This is a genomic window from Streptococcus sp. HMSC10E12, assembly GCF_001807855.1.
GTDB classification, from domain to species: domain Bacteria; phylum Bacillota; class Bacilli; order Lactobacillales; family Streptococcaceae; genus Streptococcus; species Streptococcus salivarius.
Genome location: NZ_KV791121.1, coordinates 1 through 21,508, shown reverse-complemented (window position 1 = coordinate 21,508; position 21,508 = coordinate 1). Strand labels below are relative to the sequence as shown.

At 37.6% G+C, this 21,508-nt stretch carries 18 protein-coding genes and 3 tRNA genes; 17 read left to right on the top strand and 4 right to left on the bottom strand.

Annotated elements, in window-relative coordinates; translation table 11 throughout:
• Positions 1-39 precede the first annotated feature (39 nt).
• The gene (locus HMPREF3112_RS10020) at positions 40-2,634 is read left to right on the top strand and encodes a YfhO family protein (protein ID WP_070439654.1); all 2,595 of its coding nucleotides are present in this window, start codon (positions 40-42) and stop codon (positions 2,632-2,634) included.
• Positions 2,635-2,735: 101 nt separating this feature from the next.
• On the opposite strand, the gene HMPREF3112_RS10015 is transcribed toward HMPREF3112_RS10020, so the two are convergent.
• Positions 2,736-2,809, bottom strand: a tRNA-Asn gene (locus HMPREF3112_RS10015).
• 22 nt (positions 2,810-2,831) lie between these two features.
• A tRNA-Glu gene (locus tag HMPREF3112_RS10010) sits at positions 2,832-2,903 on the bottom strand.
• A 186-nt stretch (positions 2,904-3,089) separates the two neighbouring features.
• Here HMPREF3112_RS10010 and HMPREF3112_RS10005 point away from each other — a divergent pair.
• A tRNA-Arg gene (locus HMPREF3112_RS10005) sits at positions 3,090-3,163 on the top strand.
• A gap of 24 nt (positions 3,164-3,187) precedes the next feature.
• Here the strand turns inward: HMPREF3112_RS10005 and HMPREF3112_RS10000 are convergent.
• Both HMPREF3112_RS10000 and rlmH read right to left on the bottom strand, forming a co-directional pair.
• Positions 3,188-3,871 (bottom strand): YoaK family protein, encoded by a 684-nt coding sequence (locus HMPREF3112_RS10000; RefSeq protein ID WP_002883977.1) that lies wholly within the window; start codon positions 3,869-3,871, stop codon positions 3,188-3,190.
• Positions 3,872-3,886: 15 nt separating this feature from the next.
• The gene (gene rlmH / locus HMPREF3112_RS09995; protein WP_014632473.1) at positions 3,887-4,366 is read right to left on the bottom strand and encodes a 23S rRNA (pseudouridine(1915)-N(3))-methyltransferase RlmH; all 480 of its coding nucleotides are present in this window, start codon (positions 4,364-4,366) and stop codon (positions 3,887-3,889) included.
• A gap of 205 nt (positions 4,367-4,571) precedes the next feature.
• Here rlmH and HMPREF3112_RS09990 point away from each other — a divergent pair, with 205 nt between their 5' ends.
• The 15 genes from HMPREF3112_RS09990 to ftsH all read left to right on the top strand — a co-directional run bounded on the left by HMPREF3112_RS09990 (position 4,572) and on the right by ftsH (position 21,367).
• Positions 4,572-5,807 (top strand): S1C family serine protease, encoded by a 1,236-nt coding sequence (locus HMPREF3112_RS09990; protein WP_070439652.1) that lies wholly within the window; start codon positions 4,572-4,574, stop codon positions 5,805-5,807.
• Between the two features lie 65 nt (positions 5,808-5,872).
• The gene (locus HMPREF3112_RS09985) at positions 5,873-6,640 is read left to right on the top strand and encodes a ParB/RepB/Spo0J family partition protein (protein WP_014635206.1); all 768 of its coding nucleotides are present in this window, start codon (positions 5,873-5,875) and stop codon (positions 6,638-6,640) included.
• A gap of 238 nt (positions 6,641-6,878) precedes the next feature.
• Positions 6,879-8,243, top strand: coding sequence for a chromosomal replication initiator protein DnaA (gene dnaA / locus HMPREF3112_RS09975; RefSeq protein ID WP_049553505.1), 1,365 nt, complete (start codon positions 6,879-6,881; stop codon positions 8,241-8,243).
• Between the two features lie 154 nt (positions 8,244-8,397).
• A complete protein-coding gene (gene dnaN / locus HMPREF3112_RS09970) occupies positions 8,398-9,534 on the top strand; it encodes a DNA polymerase III subunit beta (protein ID WP_002883965.1) in 1,137 nt (378 codons plus the stop codon).
• A 51-nt stretch (positions 9,535-9,585) separates the two neighbouring features.
• Positions 9,586-9,777 carry a DUF951 domain-containing protein gene (locus HMPREF3112_RS09965; RefSeq protein WP_002883961.1) on the top strand — a complete coding sequence of 64 codons (192 nt, stop codon included), beginning with the start codon at positions 9,586-9,588 and terminating at the stop codon, positions 9,775-9,777.
• 209 nt (positions 9,778-9,986) lie between these two features.
• Entirely contained in the window at positions 9,987-11,102 is a 1,116-nt protein-coding gene (gene ychF, locus HMPREF3112_RS09960; RefSeq protein ID WP_002883967.1) for a redox-regulated ATPase YchF, read from the top strand.
• A 72-nt stretch (positions 11,103-11,174) separates the two neighbouring features.
• On the top strand, positions 11,175-11,744 hold the full coding sequence (gene pth / locus HMPREF3112_RS09955) for an aminoacyl-tRNA hydrolase (RefSeq protein WP_002883957.1): 570 nt from the start codon (positions 11,175-11,177) through the stop codon (positions 11,742-11,744).
• Positions 11,737-15,243, top strand: coding sequence for a transcription-repair coupling factor (mfd, locus tag HMPREF3112_RS09950; RefSeq protein WP_070439650.1), 3,507 nt, complete (start codon positions 11,737-11,739; stop codon positions 15,241-15,243). The genes pth and mfd overlap by 8 nt, the downstream gene beginning before the upstream one ends.
• A 185-nt stretch (positions 15,244-15,428) precedes the next feature.
• Complete coding sequence (locus tag HMPREF3112_RS09945) at positions 15,429-15,704, top strand: RNA-binding S4 domain-containing protein (protein ID WP_002883975.1); 276 nt, start codon at positions 15,429-15,431, stop codon at positions 15,702-15,704.
• Complete coding sequence (locus tag HMPREF3112_RS09940; protein ID WP_002886276.1) at positions 15,688-16,059, top strand: FtsB family cell division protein; 372 nt, start codon at positions 15,688-15,690, stop codon at positions 16,057-16,059. Before HMPREF3112_RS09945 ends, HMPREF3112_RS09940 begins: the two co-directional genes overlap by 17 nt.
• Entirely contained in the window at positions 16,059-16,190 is a 132-nt protein-coding gene (locus HMPREF3112_RS09935) for an SP_0009 family protein (protein WP_002883955.1), read from the top strand. Before HMPREF3112_RS09940 ends, HMPREF3112_RS09935 begins: the two co-directional genes overlap by 1 nt.
• The gene (locus HMPREF3112_RS09930) at positions 16,187-17,479 is read left to right on the top strand and encodes a serine hydrolase (RefSeq protein ID WP_048676420.1); all 1,293 of its coding nucleotides are present in this window, start codon (positions 16,187-16,189) and stop codon (positions 17,477-17,479) included. Before HMPREF3112_RS09935 ends, HMPREF3112_RS09930 begins: the two co-directional genes overlap by 4 nt.
• The gene (gene tilS, locus HMPREF3112_RS09925) at positions 17,479-18,744 is read left to right on the top strand and encodes a tRNA lysidine(34) synthetase TilS (protein ID WP_048676418.1); all 1,266 of its coding nucleotides are present in this window, start codon (positions 17,479-17,481) and stop codon (positions 18,742-18,744) included. Before HMPREF3112_RS09930 ends, tilS begins: the two co-directional genes overlap by 1 nt.
• An 81-nt stretch (positions 18,745-18,825) precedes the next feature.
• Positions 18,826-19,368, top strand: a complete 543-nt coding sequence (gene hpt / locus HMPREF3112_RS09920; protein ID WP_002883962.1) for a hypoxanthine phosphoribosyltransferase — start codon at positions 18,826-18,828, stop codon at positions 19,366-19,368.
• A gap of 19 nt (positions 19,369-19,387) precedes the next feature.
• Positions 19,388-21,367, top strand: a complete 1,980-nt coding sequence (gene ftsH / locus HMPREF3112_RS09915) for an ATP-dependent zinc metalloprotease FtsH (protein WP_048676416.1) — start codon at positions 19,388-19,390, stop codon at positions 21,365-21,367.
• Positions 21,368-21,508: the final 141 nt, after the last annotated feature.

Here is a 21,508-nt window from a genome sequence, read left to right as displayed (position 1 = left end):
GACACAGGTTGGGATATCCCAACCTGTCTTAGTATCATTATGACAAATAAAAAATACCAAACGACCTCATTATTTTATCTGGCTGCTTTTTTCATACCTGTAATAATCATGATAGGTGTCCTTTTCAGCCAAAAAATCTATCCAGGTAGTGAAAGAACTATTTTAACAAGTGATGGTTTTCATCAATATGTGATATTTGCGACTGAACTTAGGAATATACTTCATGGAGATGGGAGCCTCTTTTACACCTTCACAAGTGGTCTAGGGCTTAATTTCTATGCTCTAACAAGCTATTACCTAGGTTCCTTCTTGTCTCCACTTTACTATTTCTTTACTGTCAACCAAATGGCCGATGCTTTTTATTATATAACACTCCTTAAATTCGGCCTTATTGGGTTATCAGGAGCTTTTAGTTTTAAGCGGCTCTTTACAAAAGTGTCAAGAAGTTTCATCCTATGTCTTTCTACAGGATTTTCTTTGATGAGCTTCGCTACCAGTCAGTTAGAAATTAATACCTGGCTAGATGCCTTTATTCTAGCACCTCTAATCATATTAGGTTTACACCTCTTACTAAGATTCAATAAACGGGGCTTATACTTTTTTAGCCTAACCTGTCTTTTTATCCAAAATTACTATTTTGGTTATATGATGGCTATTTTCCTAACCCTTTACACCATAGTACAATTGATAACTATCAAGGGATGGAAGAGTAAGATTCTTCATTTCATAGACTTTGGAATTGTTTCTATACTTGCTGGTTTAAGTAGTGCTGTCATGTTACTGCCTACACTACTTGACTTGACCACACATGGTGAAAAGTTTACAGGTGCGTCAAGTTTGTTGACAGAGTCCACCTATTATTTTGACTTCTTTGCGAAAAATCTCGTTGGAGTTTACGATACTACTAAATTTGGGTCAATCCCTATGATTTATGTGGGAATCTTACCTTTGATTCTTTTTCTACTTTTCTTTATTAGTAGGGAAGTCAAGCTATCATTACGTCTAGGTTATCTCTTATTAGTAGCTTTCTTTATCGCTAGCTTCTACTTACAGCCTCTTGATTTGTTTTGGCAAGGAATGCATGCACCCAACATGTTTCTCCATCGCTATTCTTGGCTCCTATCTCTCCTAATTGTTCTTTTGGCAGGAGAAACACTCAACCGAATTAAAAACTTTTCTTTTAAAAGACTCCTCCTATCTTTCTTAGGATTGTGTACCGCTTACTTACTAACTTGGATTTTCCAATCTCACTATAGCTTCATTGAATCAGTCTCCTGGCTATTAAGCCTAGCATTTCTTCTAGCCTATGCCATTCTATTTATTAGCTATTTTAGACAGCAAATTCCTGGGAGTGTTTTTCGCTGTTTCACCTTCTTATTCTGCATTTTTGAGCTTGCATTAAGTACTTACTATGTTGTTGGAGCTCTGGGAAATGAGTGGGTATTCCCAACTCGTGAAGGCTACCTACGAAATATGTCTGCCATTACAAAACTAGTTTCAGATACTAAGCAAGCAAATAAGACTTTTTACCGTACTGAAAGGTTAGAGGCTCAAACTGGTAACGACAGTATGAAATTCAACTATAATGGTATCTCTCAGTTCTCATCCATTCGAAATACTGCTTCAAGCTCAACACTCGATAGGTTAGGCTTCAAATCTGAAGGGACTAATTTAAACCTACGTTACCAAAATAACACCATTATCGCTGATAGTCTCTTCGGAATAAAATATAATTTATCGAACTTTGACCTTAATAAGTATGGTTTTAATCACGTAACTTCTGAAAAAACAATAGGGCTTTATCAAAATAATAATGCAAGCCAGCTTGCTATCTTAACTGATGGCATTTACAAGAATATTGACTTCACTGTCAATACGCTTGACAATCAAACTAGCTTGCTAAATGCTCTATCTGGACTCAACTTAAACTATTTTAAACGAGCTCCATCTCAACTATTTGATAAAGATGCTAAGTCTTTGAATCAGCGCGTGGCTAAAAACGTTAGCAACTCGAATATAGATTTTGTTACAATAACCTATCGAGTCATCGCTCCACCACATAGTCAACTCTATGTTAGTATTCCTAATATTTCTTGGTCCGATGACAATAACCACTCTCTGTCAATTACTGTAAATGGTGTGACAAGGAATCAAGTTACTGATAATACCTTTGATTTCTTCGATCTTGGCTACTTTGAAACAGAATCAATGGTTACCATCAAACTTAGTTTTCCTGGCAATAAAGCAATATCCTTTGATAATCCTAGTTTTTATGCCCTTGATACTCAAAACTATCAGATAGCTATGGATACTATTAATGAACGTGATAGTAAGGTTACGACGTCAAATAATAAAGTGTTCGTTGATTATAGTAGTAAAACGAATGCCTCACTATTCTTCACCATTCCATACGATAAGGGGTGGACAGCGACCATAAACCATAAAAAAGTTAAGATTCAACGAGCCCAAAAGGGGTTCATGAAAGTTGATGTCCCTAGTGGGAAAGGTGAAGTTGTTCTAACCTTCATTCCCTATGGTCTTAAGACAGGTTTATTGATTAGTCTATTGGCAAGTATCATATTTTGTTGCTACGCTTATTTCATCAGAAAAATAACCGTTATTCAAAACTGCTGATTATCTTAAATAAAATTAAATAGGTTTGGAACAATTGTTCCAGACCTATTTATCTTTGGGTACAAAAAAACTCAAGCTATACAACTTGAGGTGTCTTATCACTCCGCCAGTAGGACTCGAACCTACGACATCATGATTAACAGTCATGCGCTACTACCAACTGAGCTATGGCGGATAAAACTGCTAAGTAGCAAAAATAGTCCGTACGGGATTCGAACCCGTGTTACCGCCGTGAAAAGGCGGTGTCTTAACCCCTTGACCAACGGACCAAGTTCTGAGATTTTTATCTCGTTAATACTCTTATTATTATATCAGAGTATTCGATTTTGTCTATACTTTTTTTCAAAAAAAATATTAAATTTTGCTAAATTTATTCGAATTTTACGTTAGTTTTTATCTTGCTTTTACAAAGTATTGACATGTTGCTATATATTTTGTAAACTAATAGAGTTATTGGTCCCATAGCTCAGCTGGATAGAGCATTCGCCTTCTAAGCGAACGGTCGCAGGTTCGAATCCTGCTGGGATCAGATAAAAAACGCAATCTAGAATCTCTAGTTGCGTTTTTCTTTTGCCTCGATAAATAGGAAATAGTTTAAAACAAGCAAGGGAAGCAAAGTCGTATATAGGCTGTATTCATGTAAATATTGAGCAAACCAAGTTGAGGCTGCAACTCCTACCATAAATGTAAAGATGATAATAGTAGTGTAAGAAGCTTGTTTAAGCACTTTGGGATCCCCCTCGTCAATAGCCCTGGCAACGGTTAAAGAGGTATTCGTAATATTACCAGTCATCATGAAGGAAGCATAATTTACCCCTCTGACGCGCTTAAAAATCCCTACCTGAAGAGAGGCAAAAAATGCCAGGCCTGCAATCGTAATAGTAGAATCAACGTAAGGTGTAATAATGGCGAGAATAGTCATCAAGAGAAAGGCAAGTCTAATCGCTTGCAAATGCCATCCCCATTTATGGTTAATGAGCCACTTCTTAACAAAAAAAACAAAAAACTGACCTAAAACAAAGAAAAAAATAGGTATCACATAGCTGAAAGCTCTTGCAATATGCCCCTCAACAAGATGAATAACCAAATAAAGGAGATTACCTGTCTGAATACTTGCAAATCGTCCGTCTTGAGTATTGTAAGTATAGGCATCAATGAAGCCCCCTATATAACTTACTAGAGTTGCTACCCGTAATCCTTCAAAAACACGATAGGAGCGTTTTTTCATTCTGAACATGTCTGTTTCCTTCTTCTACTTATGGTAAGGACTTCCCTGCTGAATCATGAATGCGCGATAAATTTGTTCTACTAATACAAGGCGCATAAGCTGATGAGGGAACGTTAAGAGACCAAAACTCATTAATTGATTAGCCCTCTTTTTCACTGTAGGAGAGAGTCCCAAACTTCCCCCTATAATAAAAGTAATATCTGAATAGCCTCTAAGAGTCGCTTGCTCTAACTCTTTAGCAAATTGTTCTGAGGGAAATTGTTTTCCTTCAATAGCTAAGGCAATGACATAATCACGATCACCTACTTTAGCCAAGATACGCTGTCCCTCTTTGTCTAGGATAGCTTTATTTTCAGCTTCGCTTGCATTATCTGGCGTCTTTTCATCCGTTAATTCTATAGACTCAAATTTTGTAAAGCGTCCTAGTCGTTTGACATACTCCGCAATGCCATCTTTCAAATATTTTTCTTTCAATTTTCCAACGGTAATCAATTTAACTTTCATAGGCTTATTATAGCACATATCCACAATCTTTTAACACCTTATCCACACCTTTTTACTGTTAAGAATCTTTAGTTATCCCTATAAAATAGCTTCTTATCTACACTTTTTGAAACTTATCCACAGACTGTTGATAACTGTTTTTTAAAATCACTTTATGATATAATTAAGCTTACTTTGATATGTTTATCAAAAAGGAGGACTAAACGTGAAAAAATTTAACTGGAAAAAAATAGTAGCGCCAATTGCAATGCTTGTTATTGGCTTACTAGGTGGTTTACTAGGTGCCTTTATCCTACTAACAGCAGCAGGGGTATCTTTTACCAATTCAACCGATACAGGTGTTAAAACAGCTAAGACCGTATACAGTAATACAACAGATACAACTAAAGCTGTTAAGAAAGTACAAAATGCCGTTGTTTCTGTCATCAATTACCAAGAAGGGTCATCTTCAGATTCTCTAAATGAACTTTATGGCCGTATCTTTGGTGGAGATGATAGTTCTGATTCTAGCCAAGACAAATCAAAAGATTCTGATGGGTTGCAAGTCGCTGGTGAAGGTTCCGGTGTCATCTATAAAAAGGATGGTAAAGAGGCTTATATCGTAACCAACAACCACGTTGTCGATGGCGCTAAAAAACTTGAAATCATGCTTTCAGATGGATCAAAAATTACTGGTGAACTCGTTGGTAAAGATACTTACTCTGACCTAGCAGTTGTCAAAGTTTCTTCAGATAAAATTAAAACCGTAGCAGAATTTGCAGACTCAAACTCTCTCACAGTCGGTGAGAAGGCAATTGCTATCGGTAGCCCACTTGGTACCGAATATGCCAACTCAGTAACAGAGGGAATCGTTTCTAGCCTTAGCCGTACCGTAACTATGCAAAACGACAATGGTGAAACTGTTTCAACAAATGCTATCCAAACAGATGCTGCCATTAACCCTGGTAACTCAGGTGGTGCCTTAGTCAATATCGAAGGTCAAGTTATCGGTATTAACTCAAGTAAAATTTCATCAACGTCAGCAGTCGCTGGTAGCGCCGTTGAAGGTATGGGATTTGCCATTCCATCAAACGATGTTGTCGAAATCATCAATCAATTGGAAAAAGACGGTAAAGTTACACGACCAGCCCTAGGAATCTCAATGGCCGATCTTAATAGCCTTTCTAGCAGTGCAACTTCTAAATTAGATTTACCAGATGATGTGAAAGCTGGAGTTGTAGTCGGCAGCGTTCAAAAAGGTATGCCAGCTGACGGTAAACTTCAAGAAAATGATGTTATCACTGAAATTGACGGTAAGGAAATCAGCTCAAAAACTGATATTCAAACCAATCTTTACAGCCATAGTATTGGAGATACAATCAAGGTAACCTTCTATCGTGGTAAAGAGAAGAAAACTGAAGAACTTAAATTAACAAAATCTACAGAAGACTTGTCTGACTAAGTCATTGACAAATCTGTCAAAAGACCTTTACAATAATGTAAAGGTCTTTTTTGGAAAGGAATAACATGCAAGAACAACTCAAAGCTTTACCTATTAGTGACATCTATCCCAATCCTTTTCAACCTCGTATAGAGTTCTCTGATGAAGAATTAGCGGAGCTAAGCCAATCGATTGCAGAAAATGGACTAATACAGCCAATCATTGTCCGAAAATCGGATATTATTGGTTATGAACTAATTGCTGGGGAAAGACGTTTACGTGCCTGTAAACGTCTAGGAATGACAGAAATCCCTGCAGTTGTAAAGGAAGTTACAGATCAAGAGAGTCGTAAACAAGCTATTATTGAAAATTTACAACGATCGAATCTCAATCCCATTGAAGAAGCAAAGGCCTATCGTAGTTTAATTAATGAGCTAGCTTATAGTCACGAGGAACTGGCGAAAGCTATGGGGAAATCCAGACCTTATATCAGTAACGCTCTCAGACTCCTCCAACTTCCCCAAGAGATACAGACGAGTATCGAAAATGGCAAACTGAGTCAAGGACATGCTAGAGCACTTTTAGCTGTTGAGGATACAAAAAAGCAATTAACTATCTATCATCAGGTCCTTACTGAAAAATGGTCAGTTCGTACCCTGGAAAAAAGACTTCAAGAACTTCCAAAAAAACAAAAATCAAAAAAAGATATTCATATAAAAGATAAAGAAAAAGAACTGGAAAAATCACTTGGTCTCCCCGTTACTCTTCGTTATCACAAAAATCACTCTGGAACTATTCAGATCCACTTTTCGACGGAAGAAGATTTTAACAGAATTATCAACAAGCTTATTTGACCTGTGAATTGAGGAGAAAAAAGAAACAAACTTATCCACATCATAAAATGGTTGCCCTCCCTTTATTTGAGAGGGTTTCTTTTTTTATTCACAACTTGTGGATAACTCTTGTGCACAATGTGAATTGTCTTTTTTTCCTTGTGGATAACTTAGGGAACTTTTATCTTCGGACCTGTGGAAAACTTTTTTGTTTTATGATAGAATCAGAGAACAAGAATAAAGAAGGAGAATTGATGGAATGACCGAAAAAGAGCATTTTTTTTGGAATAAGCTCTTAGAGCTGGCCAAAGAGGAACTAACACAAGCCACTTTTGATTATTATGTCCTAGATACCAAGCTCATCAAAGTTCAAGATAACGTTGCTACAATTCTGCTTGAGGAAGTCAAAAAGCTATTCTGGGAAAAGAATATGCAATCTTTCATTTTGATGGCTGGTTTTGAAGCCTATAATAGTGAAATCAAAGTTGAGTACGTCTTTGACGAAGCACTCTTAAACGAGGCAAATTCAACTGTAACAAACAATGACTTTGGCAATAAAAAGGAACAGCAAACACCTGCTCTTCCTACATTGGACTCTGACTTGAATAGTAAGTACACCTTTGATAATTTTATTCAGGGGGATGAAAACCGTTGGTCAGTTGCTGCATCTTTAGCTGTAGCTGATTCACCAGGAGCTACGTATAACCCTCTATTTATTTATGGAGGACCTGGTCTCGGAAAAACTCACTTACTCAATGCCATTGGTAACAAGGTCTTACATGATAATCCTCAAGCACGTATCAAATACATTACTGCAGAGAATTTCATTAATGAATTTGTTGTCCATATCCGTTTAGATAAAATGGATGAACTAAAACTTAAATACCGTCATCTGGACGTTCTCTTAATTGATGATATTCAATCTTTGGCTAAAAAATCAACGCAAGCCACTCAAGAGGAATTTTTCAATACTTTCAATGTCCTTCACAATAATAATAAACAAATTGTCCTGACCAGCGACCGTAATCCAGATCAATTGAACGAAATGGAAGAGCGTCTTGTCACGCGCTTCAAATGGGGGTTAACCGTCAATATCACACCACCTGACTTTGAAACGCGAGTGGCCATTCTTACTAATAAGATTATGGACTATGATTATCATTTTCCTCCTGAAACAATTGAGTATTTAGCTGGCCAATTTGATTCAAATGTCCGTGACTTAGAAGGAGCCTTAAAAGATATTAGCTTAGTTGCCAATGTTCGCCAGTTAGATACTATCACAGTTGAAGTAGCTGCTGAAGCCATTCGCGCACGTAAAATGGATGGTCCTAAGTTAACTCTTATTCCGATTGAGGATATCCAAACTGAGGTAGGAAAATTTTATAATGTCACTGTAAAAGAGATCAAGGCAACTAAACGAACACAAAATATTGTCTTGGCACGTCAGGTAGCCATGTATCTTGCGCGTGAAATGACTGATAACTCTCTTCCGAAAATTGGAAAAGAATTTGGAGGAAGAGACCACTCAACTGTCTTACATGCATACAATAAAATCAAAAATATGATTGCTCAAGATGACAGTTTACGCATTGAAATTGATACCATCAAAAACAAGATAAAATGATACTTGTGGATAACTATTAAAAATTATCCAAACTTTTCCACAGGCTGTGCACAAGTTTAAAGCATTGATAAAACTATGTTTTGTAGACTTATGCACAGTGTCCACAAGACCTACTACTACTACTAAAATAATACTAATAAAATAAAGGAGCATCATGATTCAATTTGCTATTAATAAAGCTTATTTCTTACAAGCACTTCATACGACTCGCCGTGCTATTTCTTCTAAAAATGCTATCCCAATTCTATCAACGATTAAAATCGAAGTTACCAGTGATGGTATCTATTTGACAGGATCAAATGGGCAAATCTCAATTGAAAATAGTATCTCAGTTTCAGAAGAAAATGCAGGCCTATTAATTACACAGCCAGGTAGTATCCTTTTGGAAGCCAACTTTTTCATTAATGTTGTCTCAAGCTTGCCTGATGTTACCCTTACTTTTGAAGAAATCGAACAATACCAAGTTTTACTGAAGAGTGGTAAATCAGAAATTACCTTAAAAGGGAAAGATGTTGAACAATATCCCCGTATTCAGGAAGTTGATAGTTTGACACCATTACTCATGGACACAAAAGTGTTAAAATCTATCATTGCTGAAACTTCATTCGCAGCAAGCACACAAGAAAGTCGTCCAATTTTAACCGGTGTTCACTTCGTTCTTTCAAATCATAAAGATCTCAAAGCTGTAGCAACGGACTCTCACCGTATGAGCCAACGCCAACTTGTTTTGGAGCATTCTGCAGATAACTTTGATGTTGTAATCCCAAGTCGCTCACTTAAAGAATTATCGGCAGTCTTTAGCGATGATATTGAAAACTTAGAGGTTTTCTTCTCAGCAAATCAAATTCTATTCCGTAGTGAAACAATTTCTTTCTATACACGTCTACTTGAAGGAAATTATCCAGACACAAATCGTCTCTTGTCTGATTCATTTGAAACAGAAGTTGTTTTCGAGACAGCTAGCCTTCGTTCTGCTATGGAACGTTCATATTTGATTTCTAATGCTAGTCAAAGTGGTACCGTCAAACTCGAAATCATCAATGGCAGTGTCAGTGCCCATGTTAATTCACCAGAAGTCGGAAAGGTGAATGAGGATATTGACGTGCAAGATGTTTCAGGTAGTGATTTGGTCATTAGTTTCAACCCAACCTACCTAATAGATGCTTTGAAAGCTCTTAAGAGTGAGACTGTCCGTGTACGTTTCATTTCACCAGTGCGCCCATTTACTTTGACGCCAGCAGATGACAGTGAGAATTTTATTCAATTGATTACACCTGTAAGAACAAACTAAAATCGAAAAAGTTATCCACTGTGGATAACTTTTTTACTAGAGAGGAAGTCTATGTATCAAATTGGAAGTTTAGTTGAAATGAAAAAACCACATGCTTGTACCATCAAAGCAACAGGAAAAAAAGCTAATGAATGGGAAGTGACCCGTCTTGGAGCTGACATTAAGATCCGTTGTACGAATTGTGATCATGTGGTTATGATGAGTCGTCATGATTTCGAAAAGAAACTTAAGAAGATTTTATAACAGACATTGAGGAGTCTAGATAAGGAGATTCTTATGTTAAGGAAATTAGTTTACTAGCAATATAAAAACTTTCTAGAGTCCCCAATTATCTTCTTTATAGCATTCTTTGCCTTGCTTCCCTTTTTCTGATTCTCAAAGGGAAGTTGCCTAATTTTAACAATTTTTGTGTTATAATTAACTGAATTACTTTTTTATGGAGAAATAAATTAATGGCTTTAACAGCAGGTATCGTTGGTTTGCCAAACGTTGGTAAATCAACTCTTTTCAATGCAATTACAAAAGCGGGTGCGGAAGCTGCTAACTATCCTTTCGCGACAATTGATCCAAACGTCGGAATGGTTGAGGTACCAGACGAGCGTTTGACGAAACTGACTGAACTTATTACCCCTAAAAAGACAGTTCCAACCACATTTGAGTTCACAGATATTGCGGGTATCGTAAAAGGAGCATCAAAGGGTGAAGGTCTTGGAAATAAGTTCTTGGCGAACATTCGTGAAGTAGATGCGATTGTCCATGTGGTTCGTGCTTTCGATGATGAAAATGTTATGCGTGAACAAGGGCGTGAGGATGCCTTTGTAGATCCGATGGCTGATATCGATACAATCAACCTAGAATTGATTTTGGCTGACCTTGAATCAATTAACAAACGTTATGCGCGTGTCGAAAAAATTGCGCGTACACAAAAAGATAAAGATTCTGTGGCAGAGTTTAATATTCTTCAAAAGATTAAACCTGTTCTAGAAGATGGTAAGTCTGCACGTACGATTGATTTTACTGAGGAAGAGCAAAAAATTGTTAAGGGACTCTTCCTCTTGACAACAAAACCAGTACTTTATGTGGCTAACGTTGATGAAGACCAAGTCGCAAATCCTGATGATATTGATTATGTCAAACAAATTCGTGAGTTTGCAGCGACTGAAAATGCAGAAGTAGTTGTTATCTCGGCACGTGTTGAGGAAGAAATTTCTGAATTGGATGATGAAGACAAAGAAATGTTCTTGGAAGACCTTGGTTTGACAGAATCAGGAGTTGATAAACTGACACGCGCAGCCTATCACTTGCTTGGTCTTGGAACTTACTTTACTGCTGGTGAGAAAGAAGTACGTGCTTGGACCTTTAAACGAGGCATCAAGGCTCCACAAGCAGCAGGAATTATCCACTCTGACTTCGAGAAAGGATTTATCCGTGCTGTAACCATGTCTTACGATGATCTCATTAAATATGGTTCTGAGAAAGCTGTTAAGGAAGCTGGTCGCCTTCGTGAAGAAGGAAAAGAATATGTTGTCCAAGATGGCGATATTATGGAATTCCGTTTCAACGTTTAGAAAATAAAAAATAGTGCACAAGGCTGAAAAGTATTTTTCAGTCCTTTTGCTGTTTATCGAAGAGGAGAAATAATGACAAAATTAGTAGTTGGCTTGGGAAATCCTGGTTCAAAATACCATGAGACACGTCACAATGTTGGTTTTATGGCCATTGACCTAATGGCTAAGGAACTGGGATTAACCTTTTCTGAGGAAAAGACCTTTAAGGCTGAAGTGGCTTCGACCTTTTTAAATGGTGAGAAGGTTTATTTTGTGAAACCAACAACCTTTATGAATCTATCAGGTCTAGCTGTTAGAGCATTACTAGCTTATTACAATATTCCTGTAGAGGATTTTATCGTCATTTACGATGACTTAGATATGGAAGTTGGGAAATTGCGCTTTCGTCAAAAAGGTTCAGCAGGTGGTCATAATGGGATTAAATCTATCATTGCTGAAACTGGCACTCAAGAATTTGACCGTATAAAAATTGGTATTGGTCGCCCACAGAAAGGAATGACGGTCGTTAATCATGTCCTTGGAAAATTTAGTGAAGATGATTATGCCACAATTTTACTGACTTTAGACAAGGTAGAGACGGCTCTCAATCATTACCTTAAAACCAATGATTTCGAAGACACTATGAGGCGTTATAATGGCTAATACCCTATTAGATCTTTTTGAGAAGAATCATCAATTGCTTGAGTGGCGTGATAAAGTAACCTTATTGAGTAGGCAGTTGGTCATGGGATTTTCTGGTTCCAGCAAGGCAGTTGTCATGGCATCTGCCCTTTCTGAGCAGGTTCCTAAGATTCTAATCGTTACTTCAACACAAAATGAAGCTGAGCAACTAACAGGAGATTTATCAGCTATCTTAGGAGAGGATAAGGTTTATTCTTTTTTTGCAGATGATGTAGTAGCTGCAGAGTTTATCTTCGCTTCTCCAGAAAAGACCCATTCTCGTCTCGAAAGTCTTAATTTTTTAATAGATAAAGAGGCCAGTGGGGTTTTGGTTACGAGTTTAGTTGGTACTAAGTTACATTTGCCTAATCCTGAGGTTTATAAAGACTCTCGCATTGACTTAACACTAGGGGAGGAACATGATTTAGAGGCTCTCAGTAAGCATCTGACTCATATTGGATACCAAAGAGTAGAGCAGGTTCTCTCCCCTGGTGAGTTCAGTCGTAGGGGCGATATTTTAGATATTTATGAACTGACTGCAGAACTCCCTTACCGTTTAGAATTTTTTGGAGATGAGATTGATGGTATTCGTCAGTTTGATAGCGATAGTCAGAAATCTTTAGACAATTTAGAGCATATTATCGTATCTCCGGCAGATGATATTATCTTAACAAGAGAAGATTACCAACGTGCTGAGAAGACTTTGGAAAGTGCGGTCTCAAAGGCAGAAGGTCCTCATAAGGCTTACCTTGAGGATGTTCTTTCGGTTACGATTGATGGTTACCGTCATAAAGATTTACGTAAGTTTTTGTCTCTCTTTTATGATAAAGCTTACACCTTATTTGACTACCTTCCAAAGGGAGCTCCTGTATTCATTGATGATTTTCAAAAGATAGTGGACCGCCATGGACGTCTTGAGTTGGAAGTGGCTAATCTTTTAACTGAAGATCTTCATCAGGGCAAGTCTCTGAGTCATCTAAATTACTTAGTGGATTCATTTAAGACTTTACGTAACTATCAGCCAGCTAGTTTCTTTTCGAATTTTCATAAGGGATTGGGAAATCTTAAATTTGATAAGTTGTATCAATTCACGCAATACCCTATGCAAGAGTTCTTTAACCAGTTCCCACTTCTAGTTGATGAAATACATCGCTATACCAAGAATAAGGCAACAGTTATTTTACAAGTGGGGTCTGAGAAGCAGCTCAAATCTTTGAAGGAAACCTTGGAAGAATATGATTTAGATTTACCCCTTAGTAGCTTTGGAGATTTGATACCTCATAAGCCTCAGTTAGTCTTAGGAAACTTATCCAATGGTTTTTACTTTGCGGATGAAAAGCTTGTTCTTGTCACTGAACGTGAGATTTTTCATAAAAAAGTAAAACGTCGTGCGCGTGCCAGTCACGTTTCCAATGCTAAGCGTCTCAAAGATTACAATGAACTTGAAAAAGGTGATTATGTTGTACACCAGACTCATGGTACCGGTCAATTTAAAGGTATTGAGACTATTGAGATTAAAGGGGTGCATCGTGACTACTTGACCATCCAATATCAGGATGCTGCAACAATTTCTCTACCTGTTGAGCAGATTGAGAGTCTCTCTAAGTATGTATCAGCGGACGGAAAAGAGCCTAAAATTAATAAACTCAATGATGGGCGTTTCCAAAAGACTAAACAAAAAGTAAGCAAGCAAGTAGAGGATATTGCCGATGATCTCTTAAAACTTTATGCTGAGCGTAGTCAACTTAAAGGTTTTGCTTTTTCACCAGATGATGATAACCAAAGGGATTTCGAAGATGATTTTGCCTATGCTGAGACAGAGGATCAATTGCGTTCTATCAAGGAAATTAAGGCAGACATGGAGTCAGACAAACCCATGGATCGTCTCTTGGTGGGTGATGTTGGTTTTGGTAAGACAGAGGTAGCTATGCGTGCTGCCTTCAAGGCAGTCAATGATGGAAAGCAAGTTGCTATCCTAGTTCCTACAACAGTTCTTGCCCATCAGCATTATTTGAATTTTAAAGAACGTTTTGAAAATCATGCTGTTGAAGTAGATGAACTCAGTCGTTTTAGAAGTAAAAAAGAGCAAAATGAGACTATTGAAAATCTAGCTAAAGGGCGTATTGATATTATTATCGGTACCCACCGCCTGCTGTCTAAAGATGTTAAGTTCTCTGACTTAGGCTTGCTAGTAATTGATGAAGAACAACGTTTTGGCGTGAAGCATAAAGAAAAACTTAAGGAGTTGAAAGCTAAGGTTGATGTCCTTACGCTAACTGCGACACCTATTCCTCGTACGCTTCATATGTCTATGTTAGGTATTCGTGATTTGTCGATTATTGAGACAGCACCTACCAACCGTTATCCAGTTCAAACTTATGTTATGGAAACCAATCCTGGTCTTATTCGAGAAGCGATATTAAGAGAGATGGACCGAGGCGGCCAGATTTTTTATGTTTATAATCGTGTTGAAACCATTGATCAAAAAGTTTCTGAACTACATGAGCTGGTCCCTGAAGCACGTATCGGATTTGTTCATGGTCAGATGAGTGAGGTTATGTTGGAGAATACCCTCTTGGATTTCTTGAATGGTGATTACGATGTTTTGGTAGCAACGACAATTATCGAGACAGGGATTGATATCTCTAACGTTAATACGCTCTTTATTGAGAATGCAGATCATATGGGCTTATCTACTCTTTATCAGTTGAGAGGTCGTGTGGGACGTAGTAATCGAATTGCTTATGCCTATCTCATGTATCGTCCTGATAAAGTGTTGACGGAAGTCTCTGAGAAGCGATTGGATGCTATTAAGGGCTTTACAGAACTGGGATCAGGTTTCAAAATTGCCATGCGTGATTTATCAATTCGTGGTGCCGGTAACATTCTTGGTGCTTCTCAAAGTGGTTTCATTGACTCAGTCGGATTCGAAATGTACTCGCAACTCTTGGAAGAGGCTATCAATAAACGTCAAGGTAAAACTCAAGTTCGCCGTAAAGGAAATGCAGAGTTCAATCTTCAGATTGATGCTTACCTCCCTTCCGACTATATTTCTGACGAGCGCCAAAAAATTGAAATTTATAAGCGTATTCGAGAAATTGAGAATCAGAAAGACTATCAAGACCTTCAAGATGAGCTTATTGACCGCTTTGGAGAATATCCAGACCAAGTTGCCTATCTCATTGAGATTGGTCTGGTTAAGGCCTATTTAGATGCTGCCTTTGCAGAATTAGTCGAGCGTAAGAACGATACTATTATTGTTCGTTTCGAAAAAGCCTCTCTTAAATTCTTCTTGACTCAAGACTATTTCGAAGCCATCTCTAAAACGCATTTAAAAGCAAAAATCAGTGATAACCAAGGGAAAGTAGAGATTACTTTTGATGTTCGTAACAAGAAAGACTATGAGATTCTTGAAGAATTAAAGATTTTTGGACAGACATTTATGGAAATCAAAGAACGTAAAGAAAAAAAAGAAGCTTAAGGAAAGTTTAAGTAAGTCTCTCTATAATATAAAACATCCTAAAACTTTTCTTTTTCATAAATCTCCTGAGAGGGTCGACTAGTGTCGATTCTCTTATTTTTGTACTTGAAAAGGCTTTAGTCCCCTATTTTCTCAAAAAAATGCTATCATAGAAGAGATATCCTAACGAAAAGGAAACAGTAACATTGAGATTAGACAAATATTTAAAAGTATCACGAATTATCAAACGCCGTCCAGTTGCTAAAGAAGTGGCTGATAAAGGACGTATAAAAGTAAATGGAGTACTCGCTAAGTCATCTACAGATTTAAAAATTGGTGACCAAGTGGAAGTTCGTTTTGGAAATAAACTTTTAACTGTCCGTGTTTTAGAAATGAAAGACAGTACTAAAAAAGAAGATGCGGCAAAAATGTACGAGATTATAAGTGAAACAAGGATTGAAGCAGATGAGCAAGAAGCCTAATATTGTACAGCTTACGAACGATTACATTGATAATGCCAATCAAGAGCAACGATTAGAGCGTGCCGAACACGAACAAAGGAATCGCTTTATGGGGTGGATTCTCTTTGTGGTTGTTTTACTCTTTATCTTGCCAACCTACAATCTGGTTGAGACCTATATGAATATCAAACAGCAAGAGAAGGAAGTCTTGTCGCTTCAGAAAGACTATGATAAATTGTCAGATCAGACAAAGGAACGAAAGGATTTGGCTAAGAAACTTAAGGATGATGCTTTCGCCGAGAAATATGCGCGTGCTAAGTACTATTATTCACGTGAAGGAGAGTCAATCTATCCTGTACCAAGCTTATTACCCTAATGAAAGATTTACTAAAAACTGTAGAAACTTTTTTAACCTATTCAGAAGCCAAGTTAGAGGAACTATCAGAAAAAAATCAGCAACTTAAAACGGAATTACCGAGGAAAGAGGAGGTGAAGAAGCAAGCATGAAAAAGCTCTTACTAGCTGCAACTGTTGTGCTTGTATCTTCTAGCCCCCTGGTCTTACTTCCTATGGAGAAGGAGCTAACTCTGACCCCAAAACAGGTCCAAAAATTGACTCAAAATACTACAGCTAGCTTGACTCAATTTAAACAGATTCCTAAAAATCCAAGAACGATAACAACTATCCTAACTTACAAGAACAAGGATTTAACAGAATTTAAAACCAGTATCCAAGCGGATACCAAACTATCGATTTCTGCTATTTTTTGGAATGCTAAAGGTGAGCCTGTTTTCCAACTTCAAGATGGTGATTATGTAGCCGCTAGTCAGAAATCAATTGTAGACGACAGTATCTATAATCAAAAACCAGTAGATATGACCTTCTGGACTAAAGATGGTTTAACGGTATACAAAGAACCTTACGTTTTAGGAACTGAAAAAGCTGACTCCAAACTCGCTAGTTTTAAACCCATTAAGGTTAGCCAAGCAGCTCAGACGCATGCAGGAATCTACTATTTGGTAGACGGAGAGGGGTGGATTAACGCTTCTGATTTATCAATGACTGACAATCGCATCGAGGCTGTTCAAAAAGTCCTTAATGAGAAGTATAACAATCAAGAGCGCATCTCAGTTTATGTTAAACAGCTAGATACGGACCGAGTAGCTGCTATCAATGACGAAAAAAGCATGTATGCAGCAAGCGTAGCCAAGCTTGGAGTACTCTATTATGCACAGGAACGTCTGTCTCAAAAGAAATTATCATTATCAGATGAGTATCAATATACCTCAGCTGTAAATGGTTTTCCAGGTGCCTATGATTCAGATGGTTCTGGAAAGATTAGTAAGATGCCTGATGATAAGAATTATAGTTTGGAAAATCTGTTAAAGGCTGTAGCCCAAAACTCAGATAATGTAGCGACAAATATATTAGGTTATTATGTAACTAATCAGTATGACAAGGCCTTCCAAAAATCAGTAGATAAAGCCGCAGCGACTTCGTGGAATATGGATAAAAAGGAGTTGACTGCTAGAGCCGCAGGTACTTTGATGGAGGCTGTTTATAGACAAAATGGAGATATTATCACTTATCTTTCAAGTACGGACTATGATGGCGAACGTATTTCCAAAAACATTGATGTTCCCGTCGCTCATAAAATTGGTGATGCCTACGACTTTAAACATGACGTCGCTATTGTTTATGCAGATTCTCCCTTTATTCTATCGATTTTTACGGATAAAGAGGGCTATGACAAAATCACCTCAATTGCAGATGATGTTTATGGAATTTTAAAATAATGACACAAAAATTGTTGCAAATGATGCAAGCCAAGGGTTATTTTAACCAGCACAAGAAAATTTTAGTAGCAGTATCAGGTGGAGCAGACTCTATGAGTTTGCTGCACTTTTTGTATAACCATCAAAAAGATTTGGATATTCAGTTGGGGATTGCTCACGTTAACCATAAACAACGACAAGAGTCGGAGCATGAAGAAGCGTATTTACGTCATTGGGCAAAGGAACATAAGGTCCCTTTTCACTATAGTGCCTTCTCAGGAAAGTTTTCAGAAAATGCTGCCCGTACCTTTCGCTATGAGTTTTTTAAGCGGGTCATGAAAGATTATGATTACTCTGCTCTTGTAACAGCCCATCATGCAGATGATCAAGCAGAGACGATTTTTATGAGACTGTTGAGAGGAAGTCGTTTAAGACACCTGACAGGAATATCAGCGATCAGACCATTTGGCACTGGTCAGATTATTCGTCCCTTTTTGCATCTTACGAAAGATCAACTTCCCGTAACTTTCCATTTTGAAGATCGGAGTAATACGTCACTAGCCTATCTTCGAAATCGCATCAGACTGACCTATCTTCCTACCTTATCTCAGGAAAATCCTAAATTTAAGGAGCACCTTTGTCTTTTAGCCGAGGAGATTGGTCTTTTGAAGCAAGCTTTAGGGGAGTTAACAAAGGATATTACTATCACTGATTTATCTGTTTTTCAGCAACAGTCAGATTCTGTCCAGCTCTTTCTTCTTCAGAACTATTTAGATACCTTTCCTGATTTACAGCTTTCTAAAGGCCAATTTAATCAATTGATAAGTTATCTAAGAAAAAATGGTTCAGGGAAGATACCACTAAAAAATGGTTACGAACTAGTAAAAACACAGACTTCTTTCCTAGTAAGGAAAGAAGAGGCTATCTCTTTATCCCCTCCTTGTCTCTTAGAATTTGGAAAATCTGTTGAGTTTGAGGATTATACCTTGAGTTTTTCAGAATTCAATGACGTTTCTAACTCAGATACTATTAGTATTTGGTCAGATTCCCCAATAGTGATTCGTCATAGAAAAGAAGGCGATAAGATTGACCTTGGTAGTCACCATAAAAAGTTAAGACGACTATTTATAGACAAAAAGATTTTAGAGAAGGATCGTCAAAAAGCCATTATAGGAGAACAAGATGATCAGATTATTTTTCTTTATGTTGCTGGGCGTCTCTATTTGAAAAAAAGACCTGAAAATGCTATACTTTATGGCACTGTAGTCATTTATAAGAATTTCTAATCAAATACCATGTTCAAATAACGATGATTGAAGTAAAAGTGGTATAATAACAGAATATTGACTTCGAGAAAGGGAACCCAAATGTTAGAAAAAGACATTAAAAAAGTCCTCTTTTCCCAAGAGGATATCGTAGCTAAAACTAAAGAACTAGGACAACAATTGACAGAGGATTATGCGGGGAAAAATCCTTTACTAGTCTGTGTTTTGAAAGGTGCTGTTCCATTTATGGCAGAACTTATCAAACATATCGACACCCATATTGAGATGGACTTTATGGTCGTTTCTAGTTATGGTGGCGGAACTGTCAGCAGCGGTGAAGTAAAGATTCTTAAAGATGTTGACACTAATGTTGAAGGACGAGACATCATCTTTATTGAAGATATCATTGACACAGGTCGTACGCTCCTTTATCTTCGAGATATGTTCAAGTATCGTAAAGCCAATTCAGTCAAAATCGCAACTCTTTTTGATAAACCAGAAGGTCGTGTTGTTGATATTGAGGCAGATTACGTATGTTACGATGTTCCTAATGAATTTATCGTTGGTTTCGGACTAGACTATGATGAAAAATACCGTAACCTCCCTTATGTCGGTGTCCTAAAAGAAGAAATTTATACAAAATAAGTAAAGGTCTAATTAATTTATGAATAATAAAAATAATAATGGCTTCTTACGGAACGCTTTTCTCTACATCATAGTTATTATTGCGGTTGTAACCGGAGTACAATACTTTGCAGGAGGAAGCCAAAGCCCAAGTCAACAATTGTCTTACACACAGTTGGTTAAGAAAATTGAAGATGGTAAGGTAAAATCTATCACTTATCAGCCAGACGGTAGTATCATTGAAGTTAAAGGTAGCTACAAAAAGGCCGAAAAGGTTGATACTGATCTTAGTCTACCATTTTTAGGTAGTGCATCATCAGAGACACGTAGCTTTACATCGACTGTGCTGCAGAATGAAACAACCATGCAGAAATTGCAGTCAGCATCAGAAGCAGCTGATGTTAATGTTAAAATGATACGTGAAAGTTCAAGTGGTGCTTGGATTTCATATCTTTTTAGTTACCTACCTTTGATTGGGATTGCTATTTTCTTCCTTTTCATGATGAATCAAGGTGGTAACCGCGGTGCAATGAATTTTGGCCGCAACCGTGCTAAGACTCAATCAAAAGAGAATATTAAAGTTCGTTTCACAGATGTGGCTGGTGCGGAAGAAGAAAAAGAAGAACTTGTAGAAGTCGTAGATTTCCTCAAAAATCCACGTAAATATAAAGCACTTGGTGCACGTATCCCTAAGGGGGTTCTCCTTGAAGGCCCTCCAGGGACAGGTAAAACTCTGCTTGCTAAAGCTGTTGCTGGTGAAGCAGATGTTCCTTTCTTTAGTATCTCAGGTTCTGATTTCGTAGAGATGTTTGTCGGTGTCGGAGCAAGTCGTGTTCGTAGTCTTTTTGAAGACGCTAAGAAGGCCGAACGTGCTATTATCTTTATTGATGAAATCGATGCGGTTGGCCGTCGTCGTGGTACTGGAATGGGCGGCGGTAACGACGAACGTGAACAAACCCTTAACCAACTGTTGATAGAAATGGATGGTTTTGATGGAAATGAGAATATCATTGTCATTGCTGCAACCAACCGCAGTGATGTTCTTGATCCAGCCCTCCTACGTCCAGGACGTTTTGACCGTAAAGTTCTTGTTGGTCGCCCAGATGTAAAAGGCCGAGAAGCTATCTTGAAAGTCCATGCCAAGAATAAACCATTGGCTGAAGATGTTGACCTTAAAGTTGTTGCTCAACAAACTCCAGGTTTTGTTGGAGCTGACTTAGAGAATGTCTTGAATGAAGCAGCCCTAGTTGCTGCACGACGTAGTAAGACTAGAATTGATGCTAGTGATATCGACGAAGCAGAGGATCGTGTTATTGCTGGACCATCTAAGAAAGACCGCCAAGTTTCAGAACACGAACGTAAAGTTGTGGCTTACCATGAAGCAGGTCATACAATTGTTGGTTTAACACTTTCTAGCGCTCGTGATGTTCACAAGGTTACTATTGTTCCACGAGGTCGCGCAGGTGGTTATATGATTTCTCTACCAAAAGAGGATCAGATGTTGTCATCTAAAGATGAGCTAAAAGAACAATTGGCAGGTCTTATGGGTGGACGTGTTGCAGAAGAAATTATTTTCAACGTTCAAACATCAGGTGCTTCAAATGACTTTGAGCAAGCAACACAGTTAGCACGTGCAATGGTTACTGAATATGGTATGAGCGAAAAACTTGGACCAGTTCAATATGAGGGTAATCATGCGATGAATCCAGGACAATTTACGACAGATAAGTCTTACTCAACTCATACAGCTCAACTTATTGACGAAGAAATTCGATCACTTTTAGTTGAGGCACATGACAAAGCAGCTGAAATTATCAATGCCAACCGAGAAACACATGCTCTCATTGCAGAAGCTTTGCTTAAGTATGAAACACTTGATGCTGGACAAATCAAGTCAATTTATGAGACTGGTAAGATGCCGGAGGATTCTCTTGGAGATTCAGAAGAAGATAATCATGCCCTATCTTACGATGAAGTCAAAGAAAGAATTGAAAATAAAAATAAAGATGAAGAAGAGTAAGGAGTTTTACTCTTCTTTTTTTAGATAAATCGAGAGAAGAAATACTATTAAAAAGTATTATAAAAAAAAGAAAATTAAAATCAATACAAGTTATTGACAAGACAAGATAGAGATGATATTATAAATAAGCTGTTTCGGGAG

Coding starts and splice junctions, on each gene's coding strand:
- pth (WP_002883957.1), top strand. CDS start 11,175: ATGACAAAATTAGTAGTTGGCTTGGGAAATCCTGGTTCAAAATACCAT.
- dnaA (WP_049553505.1), top strand. CDS start 6,879: ATGACCGAAAAAGAGCATTTTTTTTGGAATAAGCTCTTAGAGCTGGCC.
- HMPREF3112_RS09940 (WP_002886276.1), top strand. CDS start 15,688: ATGAGCAAGAAGCCTAATATTGTACAGCTTACGAACGATTACATTGAT.
- HMPREF3112_RS09985 (WP_014635206.1), top strand. CDS start 5,873: ATGCAAGAACAACTCAAAGCTTTACCTATTAGTGACATCTATCCCAAT.
- ychF (WP_002883967.1), top strand. CDS start 9,987: ATGGCTTTAACAGCAGGTATCGTTGGTTTGCCAAACGTTGGTAAATCA.
- HMPREF3112_RS09935 (WP_002883955.1), top strand. CDS start 16,059: ATGAAAGATTTACTAAAAACTGTAGAAACTTTTTTAACCTATTCAGAA.
- HMPREF3112_RS09965 (WP_002883961.1), top strand. CDS start 9,586: ATGTATCAAATTGGAAGTTTAGTTGAAATGAAAAAACCACATGCTTGT.
- hpt (WP_002883962.1), top strand. CDS start 18,826: ATGTTAGAAAAAGACATTAAAAAAGTCCTCTTTTCCCAAGAGGATATC.
- HMPREF3112_RS09930 (WP_048676420.1), top strand. CDS start 16,187: ATGAAAAAGCTCTTACTAGCTGCAACTGTTGTGCTTGTATCTTCTAGC.
- HMPREF3112_RS10000 (WP_002883977.1), bottom strand. CDS start 3,871: ATGTTCAGAATGAAAAAACGCTCCTATCGTGTTTTTGAAGGATTACGG.
- HMPREF3112_RS10020 (WP_070439654.1), top strand. CDS start 40: ATGACAAATAAAAAATACCAAACGACCTCATTATTTTATCTGGCTGCT.
- mfd (WP_070439650.1), top strand. CDS start 11,737: ATGGCTAATACCCTATTAGATCTTTTTGAGAAGAATCATCAATTGCTT.
- tilS (WP_048676418.1), top strand. CDS start 17,479: ATGACACAAAAATTGTTGCAAATGATGCAAGCCAAGGGTTATTTTAAC.
- dnaN (WP_002883965.1), top strand. CDS start 8,398: ATGATTCAATTTGCTATTAATAAAGCTTATTTCTTACAAGCACTTCAT.
- rlmH (WP_014632473.1), bottom strand. CDS start 4,366: ATGAAAGTTAAATTGATTACCGTTGGAAAATTGAAAGAAAAATATTTG.
- ftsH (WP_048676416.1), top strand. CDS start 19,388: ATGAATAATAAAAATAATAATGGCTTCTTACGGAACGCTTTTCTCTAC.